The sequence below is a fragment of the Parvibaculum sp. MBR-TMA-1.3b-4.2 genome (assembly GCF_053628815.1).
Genome location: NZ_JBRJHC010000001.1, coordinates 3,509,295 through 3,528,196 on the forward strand (window position 1 = coordinate 3,509,295; position 18,902 = coordinate 3,528,196).

Consider the following 18,902-nt stretch of genomic DNA (forward strand, 5'->3'; position numbering starts at 1 on the left):
TTGGGAAACGGCCATGCGCGCCTTTCGGATTACCGGTGTCTGCGTCCTGCTCTGCCTGCTGATCGCGCCGGCCTGGGCGGCGGAAGGGGTGGCCGATGTCGCGGTAGACGGGGGGTGGGCCTCCTATGGCGGAGATGCGGGCGGGCAGCGCTATGTCGCGGCGGACCAGATTGCGCCCGACAATGTGTCGAAGCTGACGCTGGCCTGGAAATTCCGGACCGGGGCGCTGGAGGGGAAGCCGAAGAATGTGCTGGCGCGCACGGCTTTCGAGGTCACGCCGATCCTGGCGGCGGGGAGCCTGATTTTCTGCACGCCCTATAATGAGGTGATTGCGCTCGACCCGGCGACCGGCGATGAAAAGTGGCGGTTCGATCCGCATCTGCCGCTGACGCTACGGCCGGCCAACCAATATGTCTGCCGGGGTGTGGCCTATTGGAAGGACAAGTCCGCGCCGGAGGGGCAGGCCTGTTCGGAGCGCATTTTCGTTGCGACCAATCATTCGCGACTGATCGCGCTCGATGCGCATAGCGGCAAGGTGTGCAACGGCTTCGGCTCGCGCATCACGCCCGGTATGGTCGATGCGGGGCCGGACAGGCTTCTGATCTGGCCCGGCGAATTCCAGATCACCTCGCCGCCGGTGACGGTCCATAATGTGGTGATCGTCGGCTCTTCCATTTCGGACAATGCGCGTACCGATGCGCCGTCCGGCGTGGTGCGCGCTTTCGATGCGCGCAGCGGCGAGCCCATCTGGACGTTCGATCCGCTCGATCCGAACAATCAGGAACCGGGGCTTGCCAAGGTGGGCGCGGCCAATGTCTGGGCGCCCATGTCGGTGGACAAGGAACGCGGCCTCGTCTTCCTGCCGACGAGCAGCGCAAGCCCGGATTTCTACGGCGGCGGCCGGCCGGGCAACAATGCGCTTGCCGATTCAGTCGTCGCCGTGGATGTGGAATCCGGGCAGGTGGTCTGGTCTTTCCAGACCGTGCATCACGATGTCTGGGATTACGACCTTCCCGCGCAGCCGACGCTTGCCACCATCATGCATGACGGCAAGCCGGAAGATGTGGTCATTCAGGCGACCAAGACCGGCTTTCTCTTCGTGCTCGACCGCGATACGGGCAAGCCCGTTTTCGGTGTGGAAGAGCGCAAGGTGCCGCAATCCGACGTGCCCGGCGAGAAGCTGTCGCCGACGCAGCCTTTTCCGGTGAAGCCGCCGGCGCTCATTCCGCAGAAGCTCAAGAAAGGCGGGAGCTGGGGTGTGCTCGCCTTCGACCAGCTTTCCTGCAACCGCCTTCTGCAACATTATCGCAGCGAGGGGCTTTTCACGCCGCCTTCGCTTCAGGGCACGATCCTCTATCCCTTCAACGGGGGCGGGGCGAACTGGGGCGGGCTTGCCTTCGACCCGAAGCGCGATATCGCCGTGGTGAACATGAACAGCATGGCGCATGTCGTGACGCTTATTCCGCGCGACAAGGTCAAGGGCGAGAAGGAAACGCATGAGGGCGCGGAGATTTCACCGCAGACCGGCGCGCCCTATGGCATGCGGCGCGATCTCTTCATGTCGCCGCTGGGACTTCCCTGCACGCCGCCGCCCTGGGGCTATCTCATTGGGGTGAACATGAAGACGGGCGAGATCGCCTGGCGCAAACCGTTCGGCACGGTGCGCGACATGACGCCTCTTGCGCTGCCGCTGGAATGGGGCGTACCGAGTTTCGGCGGGCCGCTCGTCACCAAAACCGGGCTCATCTTCATCGGCGCGACGATGGACAATTACCTTCGCGCCTATTCAACGGAGACGGGCGACGAAATCTGGAAGGCGCGGCTTCCCGCGGGCGGGCAGGCGACGCCCATGTCCTATACATGGAAGGGGCGGCAATATGTGGTGATCGCGGCCGGCGGTCATGCGCGGGCGGGGACCAAGCTTGGCGACTACATCATGGCCTATGCGCTACCGGAGAAGGGCAAGGCCGACAAAGATTGATTTCTTGTGTCGGCTTGCCGACGGGCTACATCGCTGCCGAAGGCAACCGGGAGGTCGGCCCTCAGTTCACATCCCATATTGATGAGGCCCGCCAACTGAACTCTCCCACCTTGCCTATCACGACATGTTCTCTTTGATACGCCGTCATCTCGACAAGCCAGGGCAGTCTTTTTTCAATACCGGTGGAGACGGGCGTATCGAGTATCCGGTCGGAGATCTCAACGGTCGCTGAGCGAAGATGAACATCCGGCCCAATGGCCGTCGACAACTCCGAAGGCAGAGCATATCTGCCCGAATCCGGATCGGATGGGTCAGGCAGCCATATGAAAAGCGGGAGAAGGTCTTCCGACACCTCGACAGTTCCGCGTTTTTTGAGAAAAGCACGCATTTCCTCCGGGGTGCGTGGGACACGTCGCCATGCAGGCAAGGTGTCTTTGAACGCAAGAAAAGGAATCTTGCTAACCTTTCCTCCCTTGGGGACAAGCAGAAGCCCGCGTTCTCCGAGATCCACGACGACCGCCTGACCATGGGCTCTCAGGCTGTAAACGAAAACATCCGGCAGCACACGAACCTGCTTTGCCCATGTGATGCGGATAATGCCCGTTCCGGTATGGACTTTACCGTCGGCCTCTACGTTGACTGTCAAACGGTAGCGGAAGGAGTAGGCCGGATAGTTCATCCGGTACCACACTTCAATACCGACAATTCCGACCAGCAAAAAAAGCCCAAGCGATACTGCGGCGATGATTAAAACACGCTTCATTGCGTTGTCCCGAAAAGGAAGGAATTGGCGTATGTCGATCGGGGGTGTGGGGTGACGATTGCGGCAACCATGAGGTATCCATCGGACATGCTTGACGGAGAATAATGGACTCATGTTCATGAAGAAACCGCAACCGGAACGCCTTTAATTATGAGACGATCCTTAAGCTGATGGCGGCGGCCGTCAGGCGGAAGGAGGCATTATGTTCAGCGTTAAACCCTATGAACCCATCGATGCTCTCAAGCCGGTGGCGGAGGATCTCTGGATCGTGGACGGGCCTGTGATCCATATGAGCTATCTGCTGGGCTCCACCATTCCTTTTCCGACGCGCATGACCATTATCCGGCTTTCCGACGGCGGGTTGTGGGTGCATTCGCCAACGGAGCTGACCGATAAGCTCAAAGCGGAGGTCGAGGCGCTGGGGCCGGTGCGTTTTCTGGTGGCGCCCAACAAGATCCATTACTGGTGGGTGGGCGACTGGCAGAAGGCATTTCCCGAGGCGCTCTCCCTTGCCGCGCCGCGCGTGGACGAGAAAGCGGGCCCGCATGGCATCAGTTTCGACCGTGTGCTGACGAATGAGGCCGAGCCGGAATGGACGGGCGAGATCGACCAGCTTCTCGTGCCGGGCGGCTATCTCACCGAGGCGGATTTCTTTCATCGGAAGTCGAAGACGCTGATCCTCACCGACCTCATCGAGAATTTCGAAGAGGAGAAGGTGGGCGGATGGTTCGGGCGGCTCGCCATGAAATGGAGCGGGGTGATGCATCCGCATGGCTCCATGCCGAAGGATCTGCGGATGACTTTTTCCGGGCATAAAGACGAGATCAAAAAGGCCGTCGAAACCATGATTGGCTGGGCGCCGGACCGCATCGTCATTGCGCATGGACGCTGGTACGAAACGAATGCAGTGGCGGAGCTGCGTCGGGCCTTTGCATGGGCGGGTGTGCGCTAAGTTCTTGCGTGCATGGTGCTCCAGACGCCAAACTCTCCTCACAACAAGAAAAGGGAGGAGAGATAATGGGCGACTACAAGAATGTGACGGTGGAACGCGACGGGCCGGTGGCGCTGGTGCGATTCGACCGCAAGGGCAATCGCAACGCTTTCAATCAGGAAACGATTCTCGAGCTGACGGATGTGGCGCGGCGCTTTCAGGACGATCTGGAGGTGCATGCGGTCGTGCTGACGGGCACGCAGGAAGCCTTTTCCGGCGGGATCGACCTCAAGGAGCGCTCCACGCGGGACGAGGATGCGGAGGGCGATCTTGAGCGCCGTCAGGTCTATTACCGTGGCGTGAAGCTCTGCCAGGCCTGGGAGGACATGCCGCAGGTGACGATCGCGGCCATCGAAGGCATGGCGGTGGGCGCGGGCATTGCGCTGCCGCTGGCGCTCGACTGGCGCGTGATGGGGAAGGACGCCTTTCTCTATGTGCCGGAAGTGAAGATCGGCATCAATCTGCAATGGGGCGCGCTGCCGCGTCTCGTGACGCTGGTGGGACCGGCGCGCGCCAAGCGCATCTGCATTCTCTGCGAGCGTATGGGCTCGGCCCATGCGCTGGACTGGGGTGTCGTCGACGAGCTGGCCGAGGACGGCAAGGTGGTGGCGCGCGCGATGGAAATGGCGCGCGAGGCCGCGTCCATGCCGGCGCCCGCCGTGCGCATGGTGAAGGAGGCGGTGAACGCGACCGCCAATGCGCTGCACAAGGCGGTGAGCTATGCCGATGCCGACCAGAGCCAGCTCTCGTCGAGCTTTACCTCGGCGAAGTCGGAGAGCGACAAGTTCGTGAAGAAGACGGGCTGAAGAGCCGTTGCGCTGGATTGCCGGATCTTCGTCCGGCAATGACAAACTTTCAAATTGTCATGCCCGGGCGGAGACCCGGGCATCCAGGCGCGTTGTGCGAAGGGCTGGATTGCTTCGCTTCGCTCGCAATGACGAACTTTTACTTGAAGGGAATAGTCAGTCGGGCAGCGCCTTGGCGCGGAGGCGGGTGGCGATCTGCTCCAGCGAGAGCAGATGGTTGCCTTCCTTCACCACGTCATAAACGGTGACGTTCACGGCGCGGAGTGTCTTGCGGGTGATCTCGCGCGTTTCCGGATGTTCGTCGAAATCGATCACATTGACGCAGCATGTGTTCTGGTCGAGCGCGCAGAAGGTGGAGAGGCCGGTGTCGAGCGCCCAGCCGATGACGAGGCGGTTGATGCCGCCATGGGCGACGAGGGCCAGCGTGTCCCACGCCGGATCTGCGATCACGTCTTCCAGCGCATTGACGACGCGCGCATTCACGTCCTCGAAGCTGTCGCCGCCATTGTAGCGCGCGCCCGGCACATGGGCCTCGCGGAAGGAATAGGCGATGTCGTTGAGGTCGGTGATGGCATTGCGGAATTCGGGATCGCCTTGAAACTCCACGAAACGGTCATGCGGTTCGATGTCGAGGCCGCGGCCCTGAAGGATCAGGCTTGCCGTTTCCTGCGAACGCGGAAAGCTCGACGCCACGGCACGGTCGAAAGGGATGTTGGCCAGCGCCTCGCCGGTGCGGGTGGCCTGTTCGCGGCCCCATTCGGTGAGCTGCACATTGGCCGGGTCCGCCACGCGGTTTCCCTGCTCATCGACATAGGACACGTCGCCATGGCGGAAGAGATAGATGCGGCGGCGGCGCGAGCCGTCGAAGGCGGTGCGCAGGAAGTCGGTCATATCGGGCCTCGTGAGTTGCGGTTGGGCCCGAGTATAGGACCGAATATGACGGCGGGGTGAAGGGCTATCTCAAGGTCAACGATTGGTCGATTGACGCCTCGCCCATACAAATGATGTCACCCCGGGCTTCGTCCCGGGGTCCAAGGCCGCAACCGCCGGATTCGACGCCCCTGGATCCCGGCACAAGGCCGGGATGACAGGCAGGGCTTAGCGCGTTTCCTCTCGTCTTCGCCGTGCGTCATGGACATGACGTCATGCGCCGAAGCCTTCAGATATGGCCGATCAGGGCCTTAGGCGATTTTGCTCATCGCGTCCTTGCCGAAGACGCGGGCGAAGATCGTGTCGACATGCTTGGTGTGGTAGCCGAGGTCGAAACGTTCCTCGATTTCGGCGTCCGTCAGATATTTCTTCACATCCGGATCGGCCTTGAGCAGCTCCAGGAAATTACCTTCGCCGCGCCAGACCGGCATGGCGTTGCGCTGGACGAGGCGATAGGCGTCTTCGCGGCTCGCGCCCTTTTGCGTGAGGGCGAGGAGGACGCGCTGCGAGTGCACGAGGCCGCCGAGCTTGTCCATGTTCTTCTGCATGTTTTCCGGATAGACGAGCAGCTTGTCGATGACGCCGGTAAGGCGCGACAGCGCGAAGTCCATGGTGACGGTCGCATCCGGGCCGATCATGCGCTCGACGGAGGAGTGCGAGATGTCGCGCTCATGCCAGAGGGCGACGTTTTCAAGCGCGGGCGTGACCATGCCGCGCACGATGCGGGCAAGGCCGGTGAGGTTTTCCGTCAGTACAGGGTTCCGCTTGTGCGGCATGGCGGAGGAACCCTTCTGGCCTTCGGAGAAATATTCTTCCGCCTCAAGCACTTCCGTGCGCTGAAGGTGGCGGATCTCGGTGGCGACGCGCTCGACCGAGCTGGCGACGACGCCGAGCGTGGCAAAGAACATGGCGTGGCGGTCGCGCGGGATGACCTGCGTGGAAACGGGTTCCGGTTCCAGCCCCAGCGCCTCGGCGACATGTTCTTCGACGCGCGGGTCGATATTGGCGAAGGTGCCGACCGCGCCGGAGATCGCGCAGGTGGCGACTTCCTTGCGGGCATTCACGAGACGCTCGCGGCAGCGCTCGAACTCGGCATAGGCTTCGGCCATTTTCAGGCCGAAGGTGACGGGCTCGGCATGGATGCCGTGGCTGCGGCCGATGGTGACGGTGTCCTTGTGCTCGAAGGCGCGGCGCTTGATGGCGGCCAGCAGCTCGTCCATGTCCTTCAGCAGGATGTCGGCGGCGCGCACGAGCTGCACATTGAAGCAGGTGTCCAGCACGTCCGACGAGGTCATGCCCTGATGGACGAAACGCGAATCCGGCCCGATGAATTCGGCCAGATGCGTCAGGAAGGCGATGACGTCATGCTTCACCTCGCGCTCGATCTCGTCGATCTTGGCGACATCGAAGACGGCAGCGTCGCCCTTTTCGCGGATGTTCTTCGCGGCTTCCTTCGGGATCACGCCCAGCTCGGCCAGCGCCTCGCAGGCATGCGCCTCGATCTCGAACCAGATGCGGAACTTGGTCTCGGGGGACCAGATGGCGACCATTTCGGGCCGCGAATAGCGCGGAATCATCGGCTGCGTCTCATGATGCGTGAAGGAATGGGCAGGGTGTAGCACCCGGGGGGCTGCCCCTCAAGTAGGCCCCGGCGTGAGCCGGGCTCGCTTCGGGCGCCGCCAGCCGGTAAGCTCGGCTTTCCTTAGGAAAAAGCCAAAAATTGAGGGTGCGTAATGGACGAACTGGCAAAGCTCGATGCGACGGCGCAGGCCGAACTGGTGGCAAAGGGCGAGGCGAGCCCGCTGGAGCTGGTGGAAGCGGCGATTGCCCGCATCGAGAAGGTCAATCCGCAGGTCAATGCGGTCGTCACCACCTTCTATGACAAGGCGCGCGAGGAGGCGAAGGCGGGGCCTGCCAAGGGGCCCTTCACCGGCGTGCCGAACCTCGTCAAAGACCTCGACAACCTGAAAGGCACGAAGGCGACCTCGGGCTGCCGGTTGCTTGCCGAAAACATCTCGCCCGAAACCGATCCCGTGATCGCAGGGTTCGAGGCGGCGGGCTTCGTGATGCTCGGCAAGAGCAATACGCCTGAATTCGGGCTGCTGGGGACGACCGAGTCCGTGCTGCTCGGGCCCTGCAACAACCCATGGAACCTCGAGCATTCGCCGGGCGGGTCTTCGGGCGGCGCGGCGGCGGCGGTCGCGTCCGGCATGGTGCCGCTTGCCCATGCGACGGATGGCGGCGGGTCGATCCGCATTCCGGCGTCCTGCTGCGGCGTGTTCGGGTTGAAGCCGAGCCGGGGGCGCATCGAACTCGGCGAGCGGCAATTGCCGGGCGATATCGGCTTCCAGCATTGCGTGAGCCGCAGCGTGCGCGACAGCGCCACTGCGCTTGCCGTGAGCGAGAAGCAGGGCGCGAATGCCGTGCTGCCGCCGGTCGGCCGGGTGGAAGGGCCGGGCAAGAAGCGGCTGAAGATCGCCTTCAGCACGGCGGATTATACGGCGCGCGAGCCCGATGCCGATGTGAAGGCGGCAACCGAGAGCGTGGCGAAGCTCTGCGAAGAGCTCGGCCATGAGATCGTGCCGGCGACGAGCGAGGTGAATGGCGAGGCATTCAAGGATGCTTTTCTTGCCGCCTGGGCGTCCGGTCCGTCGCAGCTTCTGGCGCTGGTGAAGCAGATGGGGCTCGACCCGGAAGCGGTGCTGGAACCCTGGACGATCGGCCTTGCCAATCTTTTCGACAGCAAGCCCGCCGATACGCTGGAAAAGGCGCTGGCGGAATTTGCGATCGTGACCGCCGAGACGGCCTCTTTCATGGCCGATTACGATGTATGGCTGACGCCGATGCTGTCCGCCGCGCCGCCGAAAACGGGCGAGCAGGGGCCGAGCGTGCCGTTCGATACGCTTTACGAGCGCGTCTTCAACTATGTGACCTATACGCCGGTTCACAATGTGGCGGGGACGCCCGCGATGTCGGTGCCGCTGTCGTGGAACGAGGCGGGGCTTCCCATCGGGGCGCAATTCGCCGCGCCGCTGGGGCAGGAGCGCGTGCTGCTCGAACTGGCTTACGAACTGGAACAGGCGCGTCCGTGGGCGGACAAATATCCTCCTGTCTTTGCCGGGTAAACTATCCGGCCTCTTCCACCAGAATGTCTAGAAACCGCCTGGCCGCCGGGCCGGGCGGGGCCTTGACGCGCCACAGCGCGGCGAAGCGGCTGGTGGAGGGATGAGCGATGTCGGCGCAGGAGATTTCGACGAGGCGGCCGGTTTTCTCTTCCTGCCGGAGTGTCGGGGCCGGAATATAGGCCCAGCCGAGCCCGGCCTTGAGCATGGTGACCGCCATTTCCATATTGTCGGCGATCAGAATATCCGTGCCGTGGAAGCGGTAGTCGAAATCCTGCCGGTCGGTCAGATGTGAGGCGACGACGATCTGGCGGTGATCGTCCAGCGCGCTCAGCGGGATGGGCTCGTTGCGGCAGGCGAGCGGATGACCGGGCGCGGCGGCGATGGCGAGCGAATAGACCGCGACCTCGCGCCCGTCCAGCTCCTTGGCAGGCATGCCGGCATTGAGTTCCACCAATGCGACCTGACATTCGGCCCGCATCACGGCGCCCCAGGCTTCCTTGTCGATGGCGGTGTGGAGGCGGTAGTCGAGATGCGGGATTTCCTCATCCAGCCGGGCCAGCGCGCGGGCGAGCAGGCAGCGGTCGAAATTGGTATCGACCGACAGGGTAAGTTCCACTTCCTGCCCGGTCTTCATGGCGCCGACGCGCGCATTCAGCCGGTCGAGGCGGCGGAAGACGATTTCCGCATCGGTGAGGAGGGCGCGGCCTTCCTCCGTCAGCACGGGGCGGTAGCCGGAGCGGTCGAAGAGCGCCACATCCAGATGCTGCTCCAGATTGGCGATGGCATAGCTCACCGCCGAAACGGCCCGGCCTGCCCGTGTGGCGGCGGCGGAAAAGCTGCCGGTTTCCGCCACGGCGCGGAAGACCTCCAGCTGGCTGATGAGGTTCGGGTGGAGCGTGTTCTGCGTCATGGCAAGATGTTCGGATAAGCTGAACAAGATTGCCAATCTTTTCTCGTTTTTTCACTAGAGATGTGACGCTAGTTTCTCCTCACCCGGTGGCAGACCGGAATCAGGGATTTAAGGGAGGAACATCATGAGCATTCAGCTTTCGCGGCGCGGGTTCCTCGCGTCGGCAGCGGTCAGCGCGCTTGCGGTGGGCATGGCAGGCGTGAAGGTCCGTTCCGCATTCGCCGCGGAGACGGCCGGTCTCGACGCCATTTCGCAGGCCAAGCTCGTTGCCAAGGGCGAGGCGACCTCGCTGGAACTGGTGAACGCGGCCATCGACCGGATCAAGGCGGTGAACCCCAAGGTGAATGCGGTGGTGACCGAGACGTTCGATGCGGCGCGCGAGAAGGCGGCGAAGGGCGTTCTGCCCGAGAGCCCGCTTTCCGGCGTTCCCTATCTCATCAAGGATCTCGACGATGTGAAGGGCGTGCGCACGACGCATGGCTCCCGCCTGATGGCAAAGACCATTGCCAAGGACAATTCGGCGATGACGACTTATGCCGACGAGGCGGGGCTCGTCATTCTGGGCAAGACCAACACGCCGGAATTCGGCCTGCTGGCGACGACGGAATCGCTGCTGCTCGGCCCGGCGCATAATCCTTGGGGCCTCGATCATTCGACGGGCGGGTCGTCCGGCGGGGCGGCGGCGGCGGTTGCCTCGGGCATGCTGCCGGTGGCGCATGCGACGGATGGCGGCGGGTCGATCCGCATTCCGGCGTCATGCTGCGGCGTCTTCGGCCTGAAACCCAGCCGGGGCCGGATGGACCTTGGCGGGCGCCCCATGCCGGGCGATATCGGCGTGCAGAATTGCGTGAGCCGCAGCGTGCGCGACAGCGCCATGGTGTTTTCGCTGTCGGAAGACCGCAGCGACAAGGCCGTGTTCAAGCCGGTGGGTTATGTCTCCGAGCCGGTGAACCGGAAGCTGAAGATCGGGTTCGGTACGGCGAATTATTTCGGCGAAGAACCCGATCCGGAAGTGAAGGCGGCGCTGGAAAGCACGGCCAAGCTTTGCGCCGATCTCGGCCATGAGATCGTGGAGGTGAAGAACCCGCTCAATGGCGAGGAGTTCATCACCAAGTTCCTGACCGTGTGGGCGTCCGGCCCGGCGCAACTCGTCGCCACGGCGAAGGAGAAGGGGCTCGACCCCAATCAGGTGCTGGAGCCCTGGACGGTGGGGCTCGCCGAGTTCTATGCGAAGAAACCGAAAGATGCGATGCAGACCTCGCTTGCCTATTTCAAGCAGGTGGAAGCGCAGATGGACAAGTTCATGTCGGGTTTCGATGTGTGGCTGACGCCGGTGCTTACTTCGCCGCCGCCCAAGCTCGGCCAGCAGGCGCCGACCGTGCCTTTCGACACGCTTTACGAGCGGACCATCCAGTATGTGGCCTATACGCCGGTGCATAATGTGGCGGGAACGCCGGCCATGTCCGTGCCGCTCTCATGGTCGAAGGCGGGGCTTCCCATCGGCAGCCAGTTCGCGGCGCGCAAAGGGCAGGAGGGCCTTCTCTATGCGTTGGCACTTCAGCTCGAACAGGCGCGTCCCTGGGCGGACAAGCATGCGCCGGTGTTTGCGGGGTAAGAGCAATCATTCTCTCATCGTCATTCCGGGCTCGACCCGGAATCCATTCGGCGCTGCCTGCCGAGCGGTGAAGCCGGAGTGGACCCCGGATCAGGTCCGGGGTGACGAGGGAGAAAGGTACTTTAGCAGGTCGCGCGTCATATAATACAATCATTGTATCATTTGGGCGTCCGCGTTATAGATGCCGGGACAAGAGGAGGAGCTTATGTCCCGGACAAGTGCCAAAAACCGCAAATATAATGTGCTGATGATCCTGACCGATCAGGAGCAGAGCCTGGCGAGCTGGCCCGAGGGGCTGCTCGACAAGCTGCCGGGGCATCGCGAGCTTCTGGAGCGCGGGCTGCTGGTGGAGAATTATCACGTGCAGACGACGCCCTGCAGCCCGTCGCGCTCGACGATCTTTACCGGGCAGCACACGCAAACGACGCGCGTCTATCAAAATACCGATACGCCGCCCAATCCCGGTCTTCCCGAGGCGCTGCCGACGCTGGGCACGATGATGCAGGCTGCAGGATATTATTGCAGCTACAAGGGCAAGTGGCACCTGTCGCAGATCAACCGGGAGCGGAACTGGAACCAGGTGCCGGGCGGGCTCTATCCGAATACGCAGAACGCCATGGAGAAATACGGCTTCCACGACTATGGCTTCGACGGGGAGGCCGTGGGGTTCACATGGGACGGGTATCGCTCGGATGCCTTCACGGCGGCGGATGTGGGCCGCGCGCTTTTCGATTATGCGCGGTACGACAAGGCGGGCGGCAAGCCGTGGTTCCAGGTGGCGGGGCTCGTCAATCCGCATGACATCATGTTCTACGATGCGACGGGCAAACAGTCGGAAAGCCGGTTGCATCCCGACCTGCTGGCGCCGCTTCGCCGCGAGCCGGGCGATCCGATCTACGAGACCGATAACGGGTTCGATCTGCCGGAAAGTTTCTACAAGGATGATCTCAGCACCAAGCCGGAAGCGCATAGCGGGATCGTGCGGCAGACCGACGGTTTTTACGGCAAGATCGAGCGGAGCGACCATGCGTCATGGCGCCGTCTGGTGAATTATTACTACAACTGCATCCGGGACGTGGACCGGCGTCTGGAACAGATCCTCTGGGCGCTCGAAGAAAGCGGCCAGATGGAAAATACGATCATCATCTATACGTCCGACCATGGCGAGCGTGCGTCGGCGCATGGCATGCACCAGAAGGCGGGGTCCGTTTACCGGGAAGAGGTGAATGTGCCGATGATCATCGTTCACCCCGATATTCCCGGCGGGCGGCGGACGAAGCGGCTGATGAGCGCCGTCGACATTGCGCCGACGCTGATGGGGCTGGCGGGCATGACGGGTGCGGAACAGGAGGCGAAATTCCCGGGGCTGCCGGGGATCGACCTTTCCGACATGATCGCCGATCCCTCCCAGCCGAGCGAGCGCGATCGGCGCGGACACCTCTTCGACTATGCGGTCGCCTATATGTGGGAGCCGCTGGGCGCTTTCGCAAATTATCCGAAGGGCGTGGACGGGCTCGACAAGATTTTCGATCTCATGAAGCGGCGGCTGCATCGCGGCGTGCATGACGGGCGATGGAAATTCGCGCGCTATTTCGCGCCCGCCCAGCACCACATGCCGGAAGACTGGGAGACGCTCAGCCGTCTGAACGATCTGGAACTCTACGACACCGAAGCCGATCCGAACGAACTCAACAACCTTGCCGCCGATCCCGCGCAGCGCGACAACATCATGCGGCTCAATGCGATGGTGAACGCGCTTGTCGCGCGCGAAGTGGGCGAGGATGACGGGAGCGAATATCCCGGGGACAAGGCGATCTATAACCAGGTCGCTTGAGGAGGGTTGCCTGAAGCCCCGTTACCCGGCTTTCGTTTTCCGCCGGGCTTTCGTTTCCCCTGACGGGGCGGCGGGCGGCAGGTCGATGATGGCCGGCTCGCCCCAGTCCCGCGAAAGGCCTTCATTCAGACTTTTGAATGTGTCGGCGCCGATCCGGCGCTTCAGGAGCTTTTCAAGTTCCGCGACGGCGGTGTGCGCGGCCCCGCGCACATCGTTTGCGCCGTCGGCATATTGCACGATCCGTCCGCGTGCGTCCTTCGGGTCCACCGCCAGCGTGATAAGGCCGCGCTGACTGAGTTCGGCAATGATATGGCTGACCGCCTGCCGGCTGACGCCCAGTTGCGTGGCCAGGCGGGAGGGGCGGTTTTCGCCTGCGGCAAGGCAGAGCAGAAACATGGACTGGGAGCGCGTCGCCGGCTTGTAGCCCGCCCTGGCGAGGCTTTTCTGCAGCGACTCGTCAAACCAGAAGAGCAGGCCGGACAGGCGGATCATCAATGCGGGCTTGGTGGTCATGGGTCACATCTAGCAGCAGTTCGGATGTGCTGACCAGCGCCTTGTCGTTTCGTCAGATGAGGCCCAGCGAGCGGAAGCTGGCGTGCCTTCCCTTGCCGATGACGAGGTGGTCGTGGAGTTCGATGCCGAGCGGTTTTGCGGTTTCGGCGATGCGGCGCGTCATCTCAATGTCCGCGCCGGAGGGCGTGGGGTCGCCGGACGGGTGGTTGTGGACGAGGCAACTTAAACTAAGCATGTTATTGAATTATATGTAGGAACTGCAATTCGGAAGATGCGTTGGTGCCGGTATTCGGGATCGGTATGGAATGCCTGATCGTGAGCATCACGGTTCGTCCTGGTTCGCCACTCCCGAGCTTCGAGGGGCACGGCAAGTCACGAGGTTCTTTCTATCCCATTCCTCGAGCTCTTGAATAGGATAGAGAACTGCCTTGCCGATTTTCACGAACGCTGGGCCAACGCGCATAGCACGCCAATTGCGAAGGGTGCCGACACTGATTTCCTCGCGGTAGCGCTTCGCGACTTCCTCTGCTGTTAAATACTTCTGCTCTTCCATCGTTATCACTCCCGAGCACTGTACCTCATGGGCATAGGATGACAGTCCCGGCAGATCATGGAAGACCTTGATGGACGGAGTAGTGCAAAGACAGGCAATCGGCGGTGAAAGGCGATGGAAGCAGGCCGCCATGTACACGAATGTTTCAGTGTTTATTTGTCTGTGTAGCTATCCGACGCGATTGATCGAGCGTTGCCCTCCGAAGGCAGAGGTCACAGGTTCGAATCCTGTCGGGTGCGCCAAAATTCTACCGACATTGCAACTATTTAGCGCCGCAGTTGGGATTGCGGCCTTTCCGTGTTATAGCGCTTGGGACAATTTTGGGACACTCAGGCGGAGCCAGGGACAATGGCGTCCATCACCAAACGCGATAACGGACAGTGGCAGGTCAAAGTCCGCCGCAAGGGCTGGCCTGCGCAATCGGCAACCTTTCGCACCAAGAAACTTGCCGAGGATTGGGCGCACAAGATCGAAAGCGAAATGGCCTCAGGCCACTTCGTTGATCGCACCGAAGGCCAGCGTACAACGCTCGGCGAGCTGATCGACATTTATCTGCGCGACGTAACGGACAAGCGCCCCGGCGAGCAGTCCCGCATCGCCGAGCGGTTGCGGCTTGAGCGCTTCAAGCGCGAAGAGGCGGAGCTTTGCGCCTATGCTGTCGCCAACCTCACACCATCGCAATTCGAGGAATATCGCGATCGGCGGCTTGCGGTGAAGAACCGCAGCGGTAAGCCTCTCTCCCCAGGAACGGTAAAACGCGAGCTCACGCTCTTGAAGCGCGTGATCGACTACCGCAAGCGCCGCCTTGGCCTGCTCATCAATCCCGTGAACACCGAAGATGTGGCGCGGCCTGCCGTCAATGACGAGCGGGACGTGCGCCTCACCGCCGAAGAGATCGCAAACTTGCTCGATGCATGCGAGCAGGCGCGCAATCCGTGGCTGCGCCCCTTCGTCGAGCTTGGCTTTGAGACGGGCGGGCGGCGCGGTAGCTTACTCGCGCTCGATTGGAAGGACGTTGACCTTGCGGGGCGCAGCCTCACCTTCCGCGCGGTGAAGAACAGCCGCAATCCAGACAAGGTGATTGACCACACCGTGCCGCTCTCACCCCGCGCCATCAAAGTGCTGAAAGCCTTGCCGTATAAGGAAGGCCGCGTCTTCCCGATGTCGCCCAATGCTTTCCGTCAGGCATTCGCGCGGGCGCGGAAGAAGGCAGGGCTTGAGCATTTCCGCTTTCACGACACACGTCACGAGCGCGTTTCCTCGCTCTTTGAAGCGGGCTGGTCTGATACCGCCGTCATGGCGATGTCAGGCCATAAAGACCCAAAGAGCCTCAAGCGCTACGCCAACCTTCGTCCCGATCATCTTGCCGACGAACTCGCCAAGCTTGGCAGAAAGAAGAAGCGGAAGAGCGCCTAGCGCATGCCCGCTTCGCGGTGCGCGTCCACGAACGCCTCCAAATCCTTGACGGCGAAGAAGGTGCGGTTGCCGATCTTGGTCACGATCGGTCCGCGCCCCTTATAGACCAGATCACGGAGCGCACCGCGCGACATCGACAGTGCTTCCGCCGCCGCCGGATAGTCGAGCAGTAGCTTGATGCTGCGCTCCGTATGTGCCTTGCCGTGCATAATGCGGCCATTCTGGCGTCGGGCAAGCATTTTGTATTGGCCACAGGCTGGACACGCTGCGTGCGGCAGGGTGAAGCGACACCGATTAGCTGAAAGCCCCTGTCAGAGCGGGCTTGCGGATTGTGCGCTGCAATATATTTTAAACTATCGTTAAGTATTAAATAGGTACAATACAACTATAAGTATATATTTTACGTAGGTTTGATTTGATGGAAGAGGATTTGGGTGAAGAAGAAAAAGCACCAAAGGCTATAACGATAAGTTACAAGGAATTGGGAACGGTCAGCATTGACGAAATGATTCATGCGCTGATCGAGGACATGAAGGCCTTGCAGGGCATTTACAATGTCCAATACCTGAAAGGATCGACTCTCACGGTACGTCCTACCAACGAGTATGGCGAAGATATCCGCGTCAGAAGGCCTACAGGCGGCCCGATCAGCGACATCGACACCCATCATTATCGCCCCGCCTGCAAAGATTACGAGTTGTGAGGCCAAGATGAAGATGCCGCACTACATCAATCTTGAAGAGGCCAGGGACGAGGTGCTGAATCTGACACCTCATAGGCTCTATTGCAGTCCAGGTTGCCAAGCATGACACTTGGGATCGATCGTTGTCGCACCGGAAGCATTGACCGACGCATAAGGCAGAATGGGCTCAATTGCCTTTTTTGTCGGTCAATCCTTGACGGGGGATGCGCATTCCATGTAAAATGACCTATATGTAAGGCAATTCTTATCGAATTGGCCGACATGCAGGTCAAAACGAGATGGAACGATGGCTGTCCAGAAAAGAACATATGCGCGCTACACGCTCGAAAGCATCATCTTGCTCGGCAAGATGATCCGCCTTGGCCGCAAACAGCGCATGATGACCGAGCATGAGCTTGCCGACAGACTCGGCATAGCCCGCAGCACCTTGCAACGCATGGAAAAGGGCGATCCCAAAGTGGAGATCGGCCTGATGTTCGAGGCCGCCGCTCTCGTCGGCATCAAACTCTTCGAAAGCGATGAAAGGGAAGTGCGGGCGCTGTCCGCGCGCACGGACGACCGCATCGCCGTCCTTCCCAAGCATGTCTATAAGACCGGAAAGAAGGTCGTCGATGAGTTCTAAGCTCCCCAAATACGACGAGGCCTATGTTTGGGTGTGGCTGCCCGATGCCACCGAACCTGTCGTTGCAGGGCGGCTGAGTGCGCGCGATGGATTGGTGCCTTTCAACTACGGTAAAAGCTATTTGGAGCGGAGCGGTGCCATTCCGATCTATCTGCCCGAATTGCCGCTAGAGGCAGGTGAACTCGAAATTCCGGCAGGGCTCACCATGCCGAGCAGTATCCGTGACGCCGCGCCCGATGCCTGGGGACGGCGCGTTATTCTCAATCGCAAATTCGGCGTCAAAGGTGACGAGCTCGATAAGCTTGAACTCTCCGAATTGACGTTCTTGCTTGAATCAGGCTCCGATCGCATCGGGGCGCTGGACTTCCAGTTGTCACCGAGCGTCTACGAGCCGCGCGCACCCGTGAATGCGACCCTGGATGAATTGATCGAGTCAGCGGAGCGCGTCGAAAAAGGCATACCGCTCTCGCCCGAACTCGATCAGGCGCTCCATCACGGCAGCTCGATCGGCGGGGCACGGCCAAAGGCGCTGATCGAAGATCATGACGTGAAACTCGTTGCCAAATTTTCATCGTCCTCGGATGTCTACAGCGTCGTGAAGGCCGAATTCCTCGCCATGCGCCTCGCAAAGCTTTGCGGCATCAATGCCGCGCCCGTTTCGCTTGTCTCTGCGTCCGGCAAGGATGTGTTGCTGGTCGAGCGCTTTGACCGTGAGAGGGTAGAAGCGGGCTGGCAGCGCAAGATCATGGTTTCGGCCCTGACCATGCTCGGGCTTGACGAAATGATGGCGCGCTATGCCAGCTATCCCGATCTGGCCGCGATCATTCGCCACCGTTTCACGGATGCCTCGGCGACCTTGCGCGAGCTATATTCGCGCATTGTCTTCAATATTCTGTGTGGCAACACAGACGACCATGCACGCAATCATGCCGCCTTTTGGGATGGCACAATGCTGAGCCTCACGCCCGCCTATGACATTTGTCCGCAAGGGCGGTCGGGTCAGGAGGCAAGTCAGGCGATGCTCATTGCCGACAATGACAGGCTCAGCCGCATCGCGACATGCCTTAACGCTGCCCATCACTTCCTTCTCTCCGAGCAGGAAGCTATTTCAATCGCGCAAGAGCAGATATCCTGCATTGCAGAAAACTGGCGTGCGGTCTGTGATGAGGCACAGGTAAGCGAAACGGATCGCAACCTGTTTTGGGGGCGGCAGTTTCTCAACCCTTACGCCTTCACGGCACTTGACGGCGCAGCTGCGCGGCTGGAAACACTGGCCGCAGATGCGCGCGTGCAGAATGGCTGATACATATGAATGCCCTGAGAAATCCGCCAGATCGGGTAATATTTGCCCCTCGATCTTGGGACAAATTTGGGGCACTCGGTAGCCGATTCGGGCGACATAGAGCGACACGCAGCGACACTTAAGCCACTGAAATTAAATGAAAACAGTTTCACGCCAACGCCTTATGATCGCCCTCCGAAGGCGAAGGCCACAGGTTCGAATCCTGTCGGGTGCGCCAACTTCAGCTTACCTCCCGTCGGCGCATCGGTCTTGGTCACGAATCGGCCATTTTATGCGCTGACCTGCCACTGAACTGTCATCCAGCGGCGATTAGAGCCTTCTTCCAAGCGGTCGCGCGAGCGGTCACCGCAGTGCCGCCTGCTGAACTGGCCGAAGCAGGCGCGGAATCTCCATGTCTTGAGACTTCCCTTGCTACGATGTTCCGACCGAGCCTGGACGATCGATACGCAGTCGTGGAATATGCCGACAGGTGCAAGTTCCAGGCCCGCGCCGCCGAGAAACTGATATCATTGCCGGATGGCTCGGCCACTGCCGAGATGCTGAGCTACTATGCTGTACTGCGCGACCAGGTCCGCGTGTGTTCTCGCATCTGACTGAATGCCAGTCTTGCCGGCTCAGGCGTCAGACAGCCGAATAGCTGGCATAGACTTCGGTCGAACCGTCCCGTCGGATCAGGAACACTTCATAGGCTTCGCGCTCGCTTTCCGGCCCCATGCCCGGAGAGCCGTAAGGCATCCCAGGCACGGCAAGTCCGACGGCGTCAGGGCGTTCTTCGAGAAGACGACGAATGTCGGCAACAGGCACATGACCCTCGATCATGTAGCCCTCGATCCTGCC

Annotated in this window: 18 protein-coding genes, 1 tRNA gene and 1 pseudogene; 11 read left to right on the forward strand and 9 right to left on the reverse strand. The window is 61.2% G+C overall.

The features are described 5' to 3' along the window. Positions 1 to 13 precede the first annotated feature (13 nt). Positions 14 to 1,981 carry a pyrroloquinoline quinone-dependent dehydrogenase gene (locus ACSSVQ_RS16800; RefSeq protein WP_454184447.1) on the forward strand — a complete coding sequence of 656 codons (1,968 nt, stop codon included), beginning with the start codon at positions 14 to 16 and terminating at the stop codon, positions 1,979 to 1,981. A gap of 61 nt (positions 1,982 to 2,042) precedes the next feature. Here ACSSVQ_RS16800 and ACSSVQ_RS16805 read toward each other — a convergent pair whose 3' ends face one another. Beyond that, the gene (locus ACSSVQ_RS16805; protein ID WP_454184448.1) at positions 2,043 to 2,744 is read right to left on the reverse strand and encodes a hypothetical protein; all 702 of its coding nucleotides are present in this window, start codon (positions 2,742 to 2,744) and stop codon (positions 2,043 to 2,045) included. Positions 2,745 to 2,946: 202 nt separating this feature from the next. On the opposite strand from ACSSVQ_RS16805, the gene ACSSVQ_RS16810 reads away from it, so the two are divergent. Together ACSSVQ_RS16810 and ACSSVQ_RS16815 are read left to right on the forward strand one after the other, a co-directional pair. Then, positions 2,947 to 3,696, forward strand: a complete 750-nt coding sequence (locus ACSSVQ_RS16810; protein WP_454184449.1) for a DUF4336 domain-containing protein — start codon at positions 2,947 to 2,949, stop codon at positions 3,694 to 3,696. 65 nt (positions 3,697 to 3,761) lie between these two features. Continuing rightward, a complete protein-coding gene (locus tag ACSSVQ_RS16815; RefSeq protein ID WP_454184450.1) occupies positions 3,762 to 4,541 on the forward strand; it encodes an enoyl-CoA hydratase/isomerase family protein in 780 nt (259 codons plus the stop codon). Positions 4,542 to 4,697: 156 nt separating this feature from the next. Here the strand turns inward: ACSSVQ_RS16815 and ACSSVQ_RS16820 are convergent, their stop codons facing one another. Beyond that, positions 4,698 to 5,432: a histidine phosphatase family protein gene (locus ACSSVQ_RS16820; RefSeq protein ID WP_454184451.1), complete on the reverse strand. Its 735-nt coding sequence runs from the start codon at positions 5,430 to 5,432 to the stop codon at positions 4,698 to 4,700. A 290-nt stretch (positions 5,433 to 5,722) separates the two neighbouring features. Continuing rightward, complete coding sequence (gene purB, locus ACSSVQ_RS16825) at positions 5,723 to 7,048, reverse strand: adenylosuccinate lyase (RefSeq protein WP_454184452.1); 1,326 nt, start codon at positions 7,046 to 7,048, stop codon at positions 5,723 to 5,725. Positions 7,049 to 7,204: 156 nt separating this feature from the next. On the opposite strand from purB, the gene ACSSVQ_RS16830 reads away from it, so the two are divergent. Next, positions 7,205 to 8,596, forward strand: a complete 1,392-nt coding sequence (locus tag ACSSVQ_RS16830) for an amidase (protein WP_454184453.1) — start codon at positions 7,205 to 7,207, stop codon at positions 8,594 to 8,596. Between the two features lies 1 nt (position 8,597). Here ACSSVQ_RS16830 and ACSSVQ_RS16835 read toward each other — a convergent pair whose 3' ends face one another. After that, the gene (locus ACSSVQ_RS16835) at positions 8,598 to 9,542 is read right to left on the reverse strand and encodes a LysR family transcriptional regulator (RefSeq protein ID WP_454184454.1); all 945 of its coding nucleotides are present in this window, start codon (positions 9,540 to 9,542) and stop codon (positions 8,598 to 8,600) included. Positions 9,543 to 9,630: 88 nt separating this feature from the next. On the opposite strand from ACSSVQ_RS16835, the gene ACSSVQ_RS16840 reads away from it, so the two are divergent. Together ACSSVQ_RS16840 and ACSSVQ_RS16845 are read left to right on the forward strand one after the other, a co-directional pair. Next, positions 9,631 to 11,121 carry an amidase gene (locus ACSSVQ_RS16840; RefSeq protein WP_454184455.1) on the forward strand — a complete coding sequence of 497 codons (1,491 nt, stop codon included), beginning with the start codon at positions 9,631 to 9,633 and terminating at the stop codon, positions 11,119 to 11,121. 205 nt (positions 11,122 to 11,326) lie between these two features. Continuing rightward, positions 11,327 to 12,955: a sulfatase-like hydrolase/transferase gene (locus ACSSVQ_RS16845; protein ID WP_454184456.1), complete on the forward strand. Its 1,629-nt coding sequence runs from the start codon at positions 11,327 to 11,329 to the stop codon at positions 12,953 to 12,955. 21 nt (positions 12,956 to 12,976) lie between these two features. Here the strand turns inward: ACSSVQ_RS16845 and ACSSVQ_RS16850 are convergent, their stop codons facing one another. The 3 genes and pseudogenes from ACSSVQ_RS16850 to ACSSVQ_RS16860 form a co-directional block, all read right to left on the reverse strand. Further along, complete coding sequence (locus ACSSVQ_RS16850; protein ID WP_454184457.1) at positions 12,977 to 13,468, reverse strand: MarR family winged helix-turn-helix transcriptional regulator; 492 nt, start codon at positions 13,466 to 13,468, stop codon at positions 12,977 to 12,979. Positions 13,469 to 13,520: 52 nt separating this feature from the next. Then, positions 13,521 to 13,685: pseudogene (locus tag ACSSVQ_RS16855) on the reverse strand (JAB domain-containing protein); the annotation flags it as partial. 105 nt (positions 13,686 to 13,790) lie between these two features. Next, the gene (locus ACSSVQ_RS16860) at positions 13,791 to 14,021 is read right to left on the reverse strand and encodes a helix-turn-helix domain-containing protein (RefSeq protein WP_454184458.1); all 231 of its coding nucleotides are present in this window, start codon (positions 14,019 to 14,021) and stop codon (positions 13,791 to 13,793) included. Positions 14,022 to 14,369: 348 nt separating this feature from the next. Between ACSSVQ_RS16860 and ACSSVQ_RS16865 the strand changes: the two genes are divergently transcribed. Next, entirely contained in the window at positions 14,370 to 15,437 is a 1,068-nt protein-coding gene (locus tag ACSSVQ_RS16865) for a tyrosine-type recombinase/integrase (RefSeq protein ID WP_454184459.1), read from the forward strand. On the opposite strand, the gene ACSSVQ_RS16870 is transcribed toward ACSSVQ_RS16865, so the two are convergent. Further along, positions 15,434 to 15,646 carry a helix-turn-helix transcriptional regulator gene (locus tag ACSSVQ_RS16870; protein ID WP_454184460.1) on the reverse strand — a complete coding sequence of 71 codons (213 nt, stop codon included), beginning with the start codon at positions 15,644 to 15,646 and terminating at the stop codon, positions 15,434 to 15,436. The genes ACSSVQ_RS16865 and ACSSVQ_RS16870 overlap by 4 nt on opposite strands. 221 nt (positions 15,647 to 15,867) lie before the next feature. Between ACSSVQ_RS16870 and ACSSVQ_RS16875 the strand changes: the two genes are divergently transcribed. From ACSSVQ_RS16875 to ACSSVQ_RS16890, 4 genes are all read left to right on the forward strand, one after another. Continuing rightward, on the forward strand, positions 15,868 to 16,140 hold the full coding sequence (locus ACSSVQ_RS16875; protein WP_454184461.1) for a hypothetical protein: 273 nt from the start codon (positions 15,868 to 15,870) through the stop codon (positions 16,138 to 16,140). A 286-nt stretch (positions 16,141 to 16,426) separates the two neighbouring features. Further along, positions 16,427 to 16,762 carry a helix-turn-helix transcriptional regulator gene (locus ACSSVQ_RS16880; protein ID WP_454184462.1) on the forward strand — a complete coding sequence of 112 codons (336 nt, stop codon included), beginning with the start codon at positions 16,427 to 16,429 and terminating at the stop codon, positions 16,760 to 16,762. Continuing rightward, positions 16,752 to 18,065: a type II toxin-antitoxin system HipA family toxin gene (locus ACSSVQ_RS16885; protein ID WP_454184463.1), complete on the forward strand. Its 1,314-nt coding sequence runs from the start codon at positions 16,752 to 16,754 to the stop codon at positions 18,063 to 18,065. Before ACSSVQ_RS16880 ends, ACSSVQ_RS16885 begins: the two co-directional genes overlap by 11 nt. Positions 18,066 to 18,136: 71 nt before the next feature. Next, positions 18,137 to 18,282, forward strand: a tRNA-Arg gene (locus tag ACSSVQ_RS16890). 404 nt (positions 18,283 to 18,686) lie between these two features. Here the strand turns inward: ACSSVQ_RS16890 and ACSSVQ_RS16895 are convergent. Continuing rightward, entirely contained in the window at positions 18,687 to 18,884 is a 198-nt protein-coding gene (locus ACSSVQ_RS16895) for a DUF411 domain-containing protein (protein WP_454184464.1), read from the reverse strand. Positions 18,885 to 18,902 lie beyond the last annotated feature (18 nt).

Bases quoted from the DNA above. Each gene is read 5' to 3' on its own strand.
- ACSSVQ_RS16800 (WP_454184447.1), top strand. From the start codon at position 14: ATGCGCGCCTTTCGGATTACCGGTGTCTGCGTCCTGCTCTGCCTGCTG.
- ACSSVQ_RS16850 (WP_454184457.1), bottom strand. From the start codon at position 13,468: ATGACCACCAAGCCCGCATTGATGATCCGCCTGTCCGGCCTGCTCTTC.
- ACSSVQ_RS16810 (WP_454184449.1), top strand. From the start codon at position 2,947: ATGTTCAGCGTTAAACCCTATGAACCCATCGATGCTCTCAAGCCGGTG.
- ACSSVQ_RS16885 (WP_454184463.1), top strand. From the start codon at position 16,752: ATGAGTTCTAAGCTCCCCAAATACGACGAGGCCTATGTTTGGGTGTGG.
- ACSSVQ_RS16830 (WP_454184453.1), top strand. From the start codon at position 7,205: ATGGACGAACTGGCAAAGCTCGATGCGACGGCGCAGGCCGAACTGGTG.
- ACSSVQ_RS16870 (WP_454184460.1), bottom strand. From the start codon at position 15,646: ATGCACGGCAAGGCACATACGGAGCGCAGCATCAAGCTACTGCTCGAC.
- ACSSVQ_RS16880 (WP_454184462.1), top strand. From the start codon at position 16,427: ATGGCTGTCCAGAAAAGAACATATGCGCGCTACACGCTCGAAAGCATC.
- ACSSVQ_RS16895 (WP_454184464.1), bottom strand. From the start codon at position 18,884: ATGATCGAGGGTCATGTGCCTGTTGCCGACATTCGTCGTCTTCTCGAA.
- ACSSVQ_RS16845 (WP_454184456.1), top strand. From the start codon at position 11,327: ATGTCCCGGACAAGTGCCAAAAACCGCAAATATAATGTGCTGATGATC.
- ACSSVQ_RS16865 (WP_454184459.1), top strand. From the start codon at position 14,370: ATGGCGTCCATCACCAAACGCGATAACGGACAGTGGCAGGTCAAAGTC.
- ACSSVQ_RS16815 (WP_454184450.1), top strand. From the start codon at position 3,762: ATGGGCGACTACAAGAATGTGACGGTGGAACGCGACGGGCCGGTGGCG.
- ACSSVQ_RS16820 (WP_454184451.1), bottom strand. From the start codon at position 5,432: ATGACCGACTTCCTGCGCACCGCCTTCGACGGCTCGCGCCGCCGCCGC.
- ACSSVQ_RS16805 (WP_454184448.1), bottom strand. From the start codon at position 2,744: ATGAAGCGTGTTTTAATCATCGCCGCAGTATCGCTTGGGCTTTTTTTG.
- purB (WP_454184452.1), bottom strand. From the start codon at position 7,048: ATGATTCCGCGCTATTCGCGGCCCGAAATGGTCGCCATCTGGTCCCCC.
- ACSSVQ_RS16860 (WP_454184458.1), bottom strand. From the start codon at position 14,021: ATGGAAGAGCAGAAGTATTTAACAGCAGAGGAAGTCGCGAAGCGCTAC.
- ACSSVQ_RS16840 (WP_454184455.1), top strand. From the start codon at position 9,631: ATGAGCATTCAGCTTTCGCGGCGCGGGTTCCTCGCGTCGGCAGCGGTC.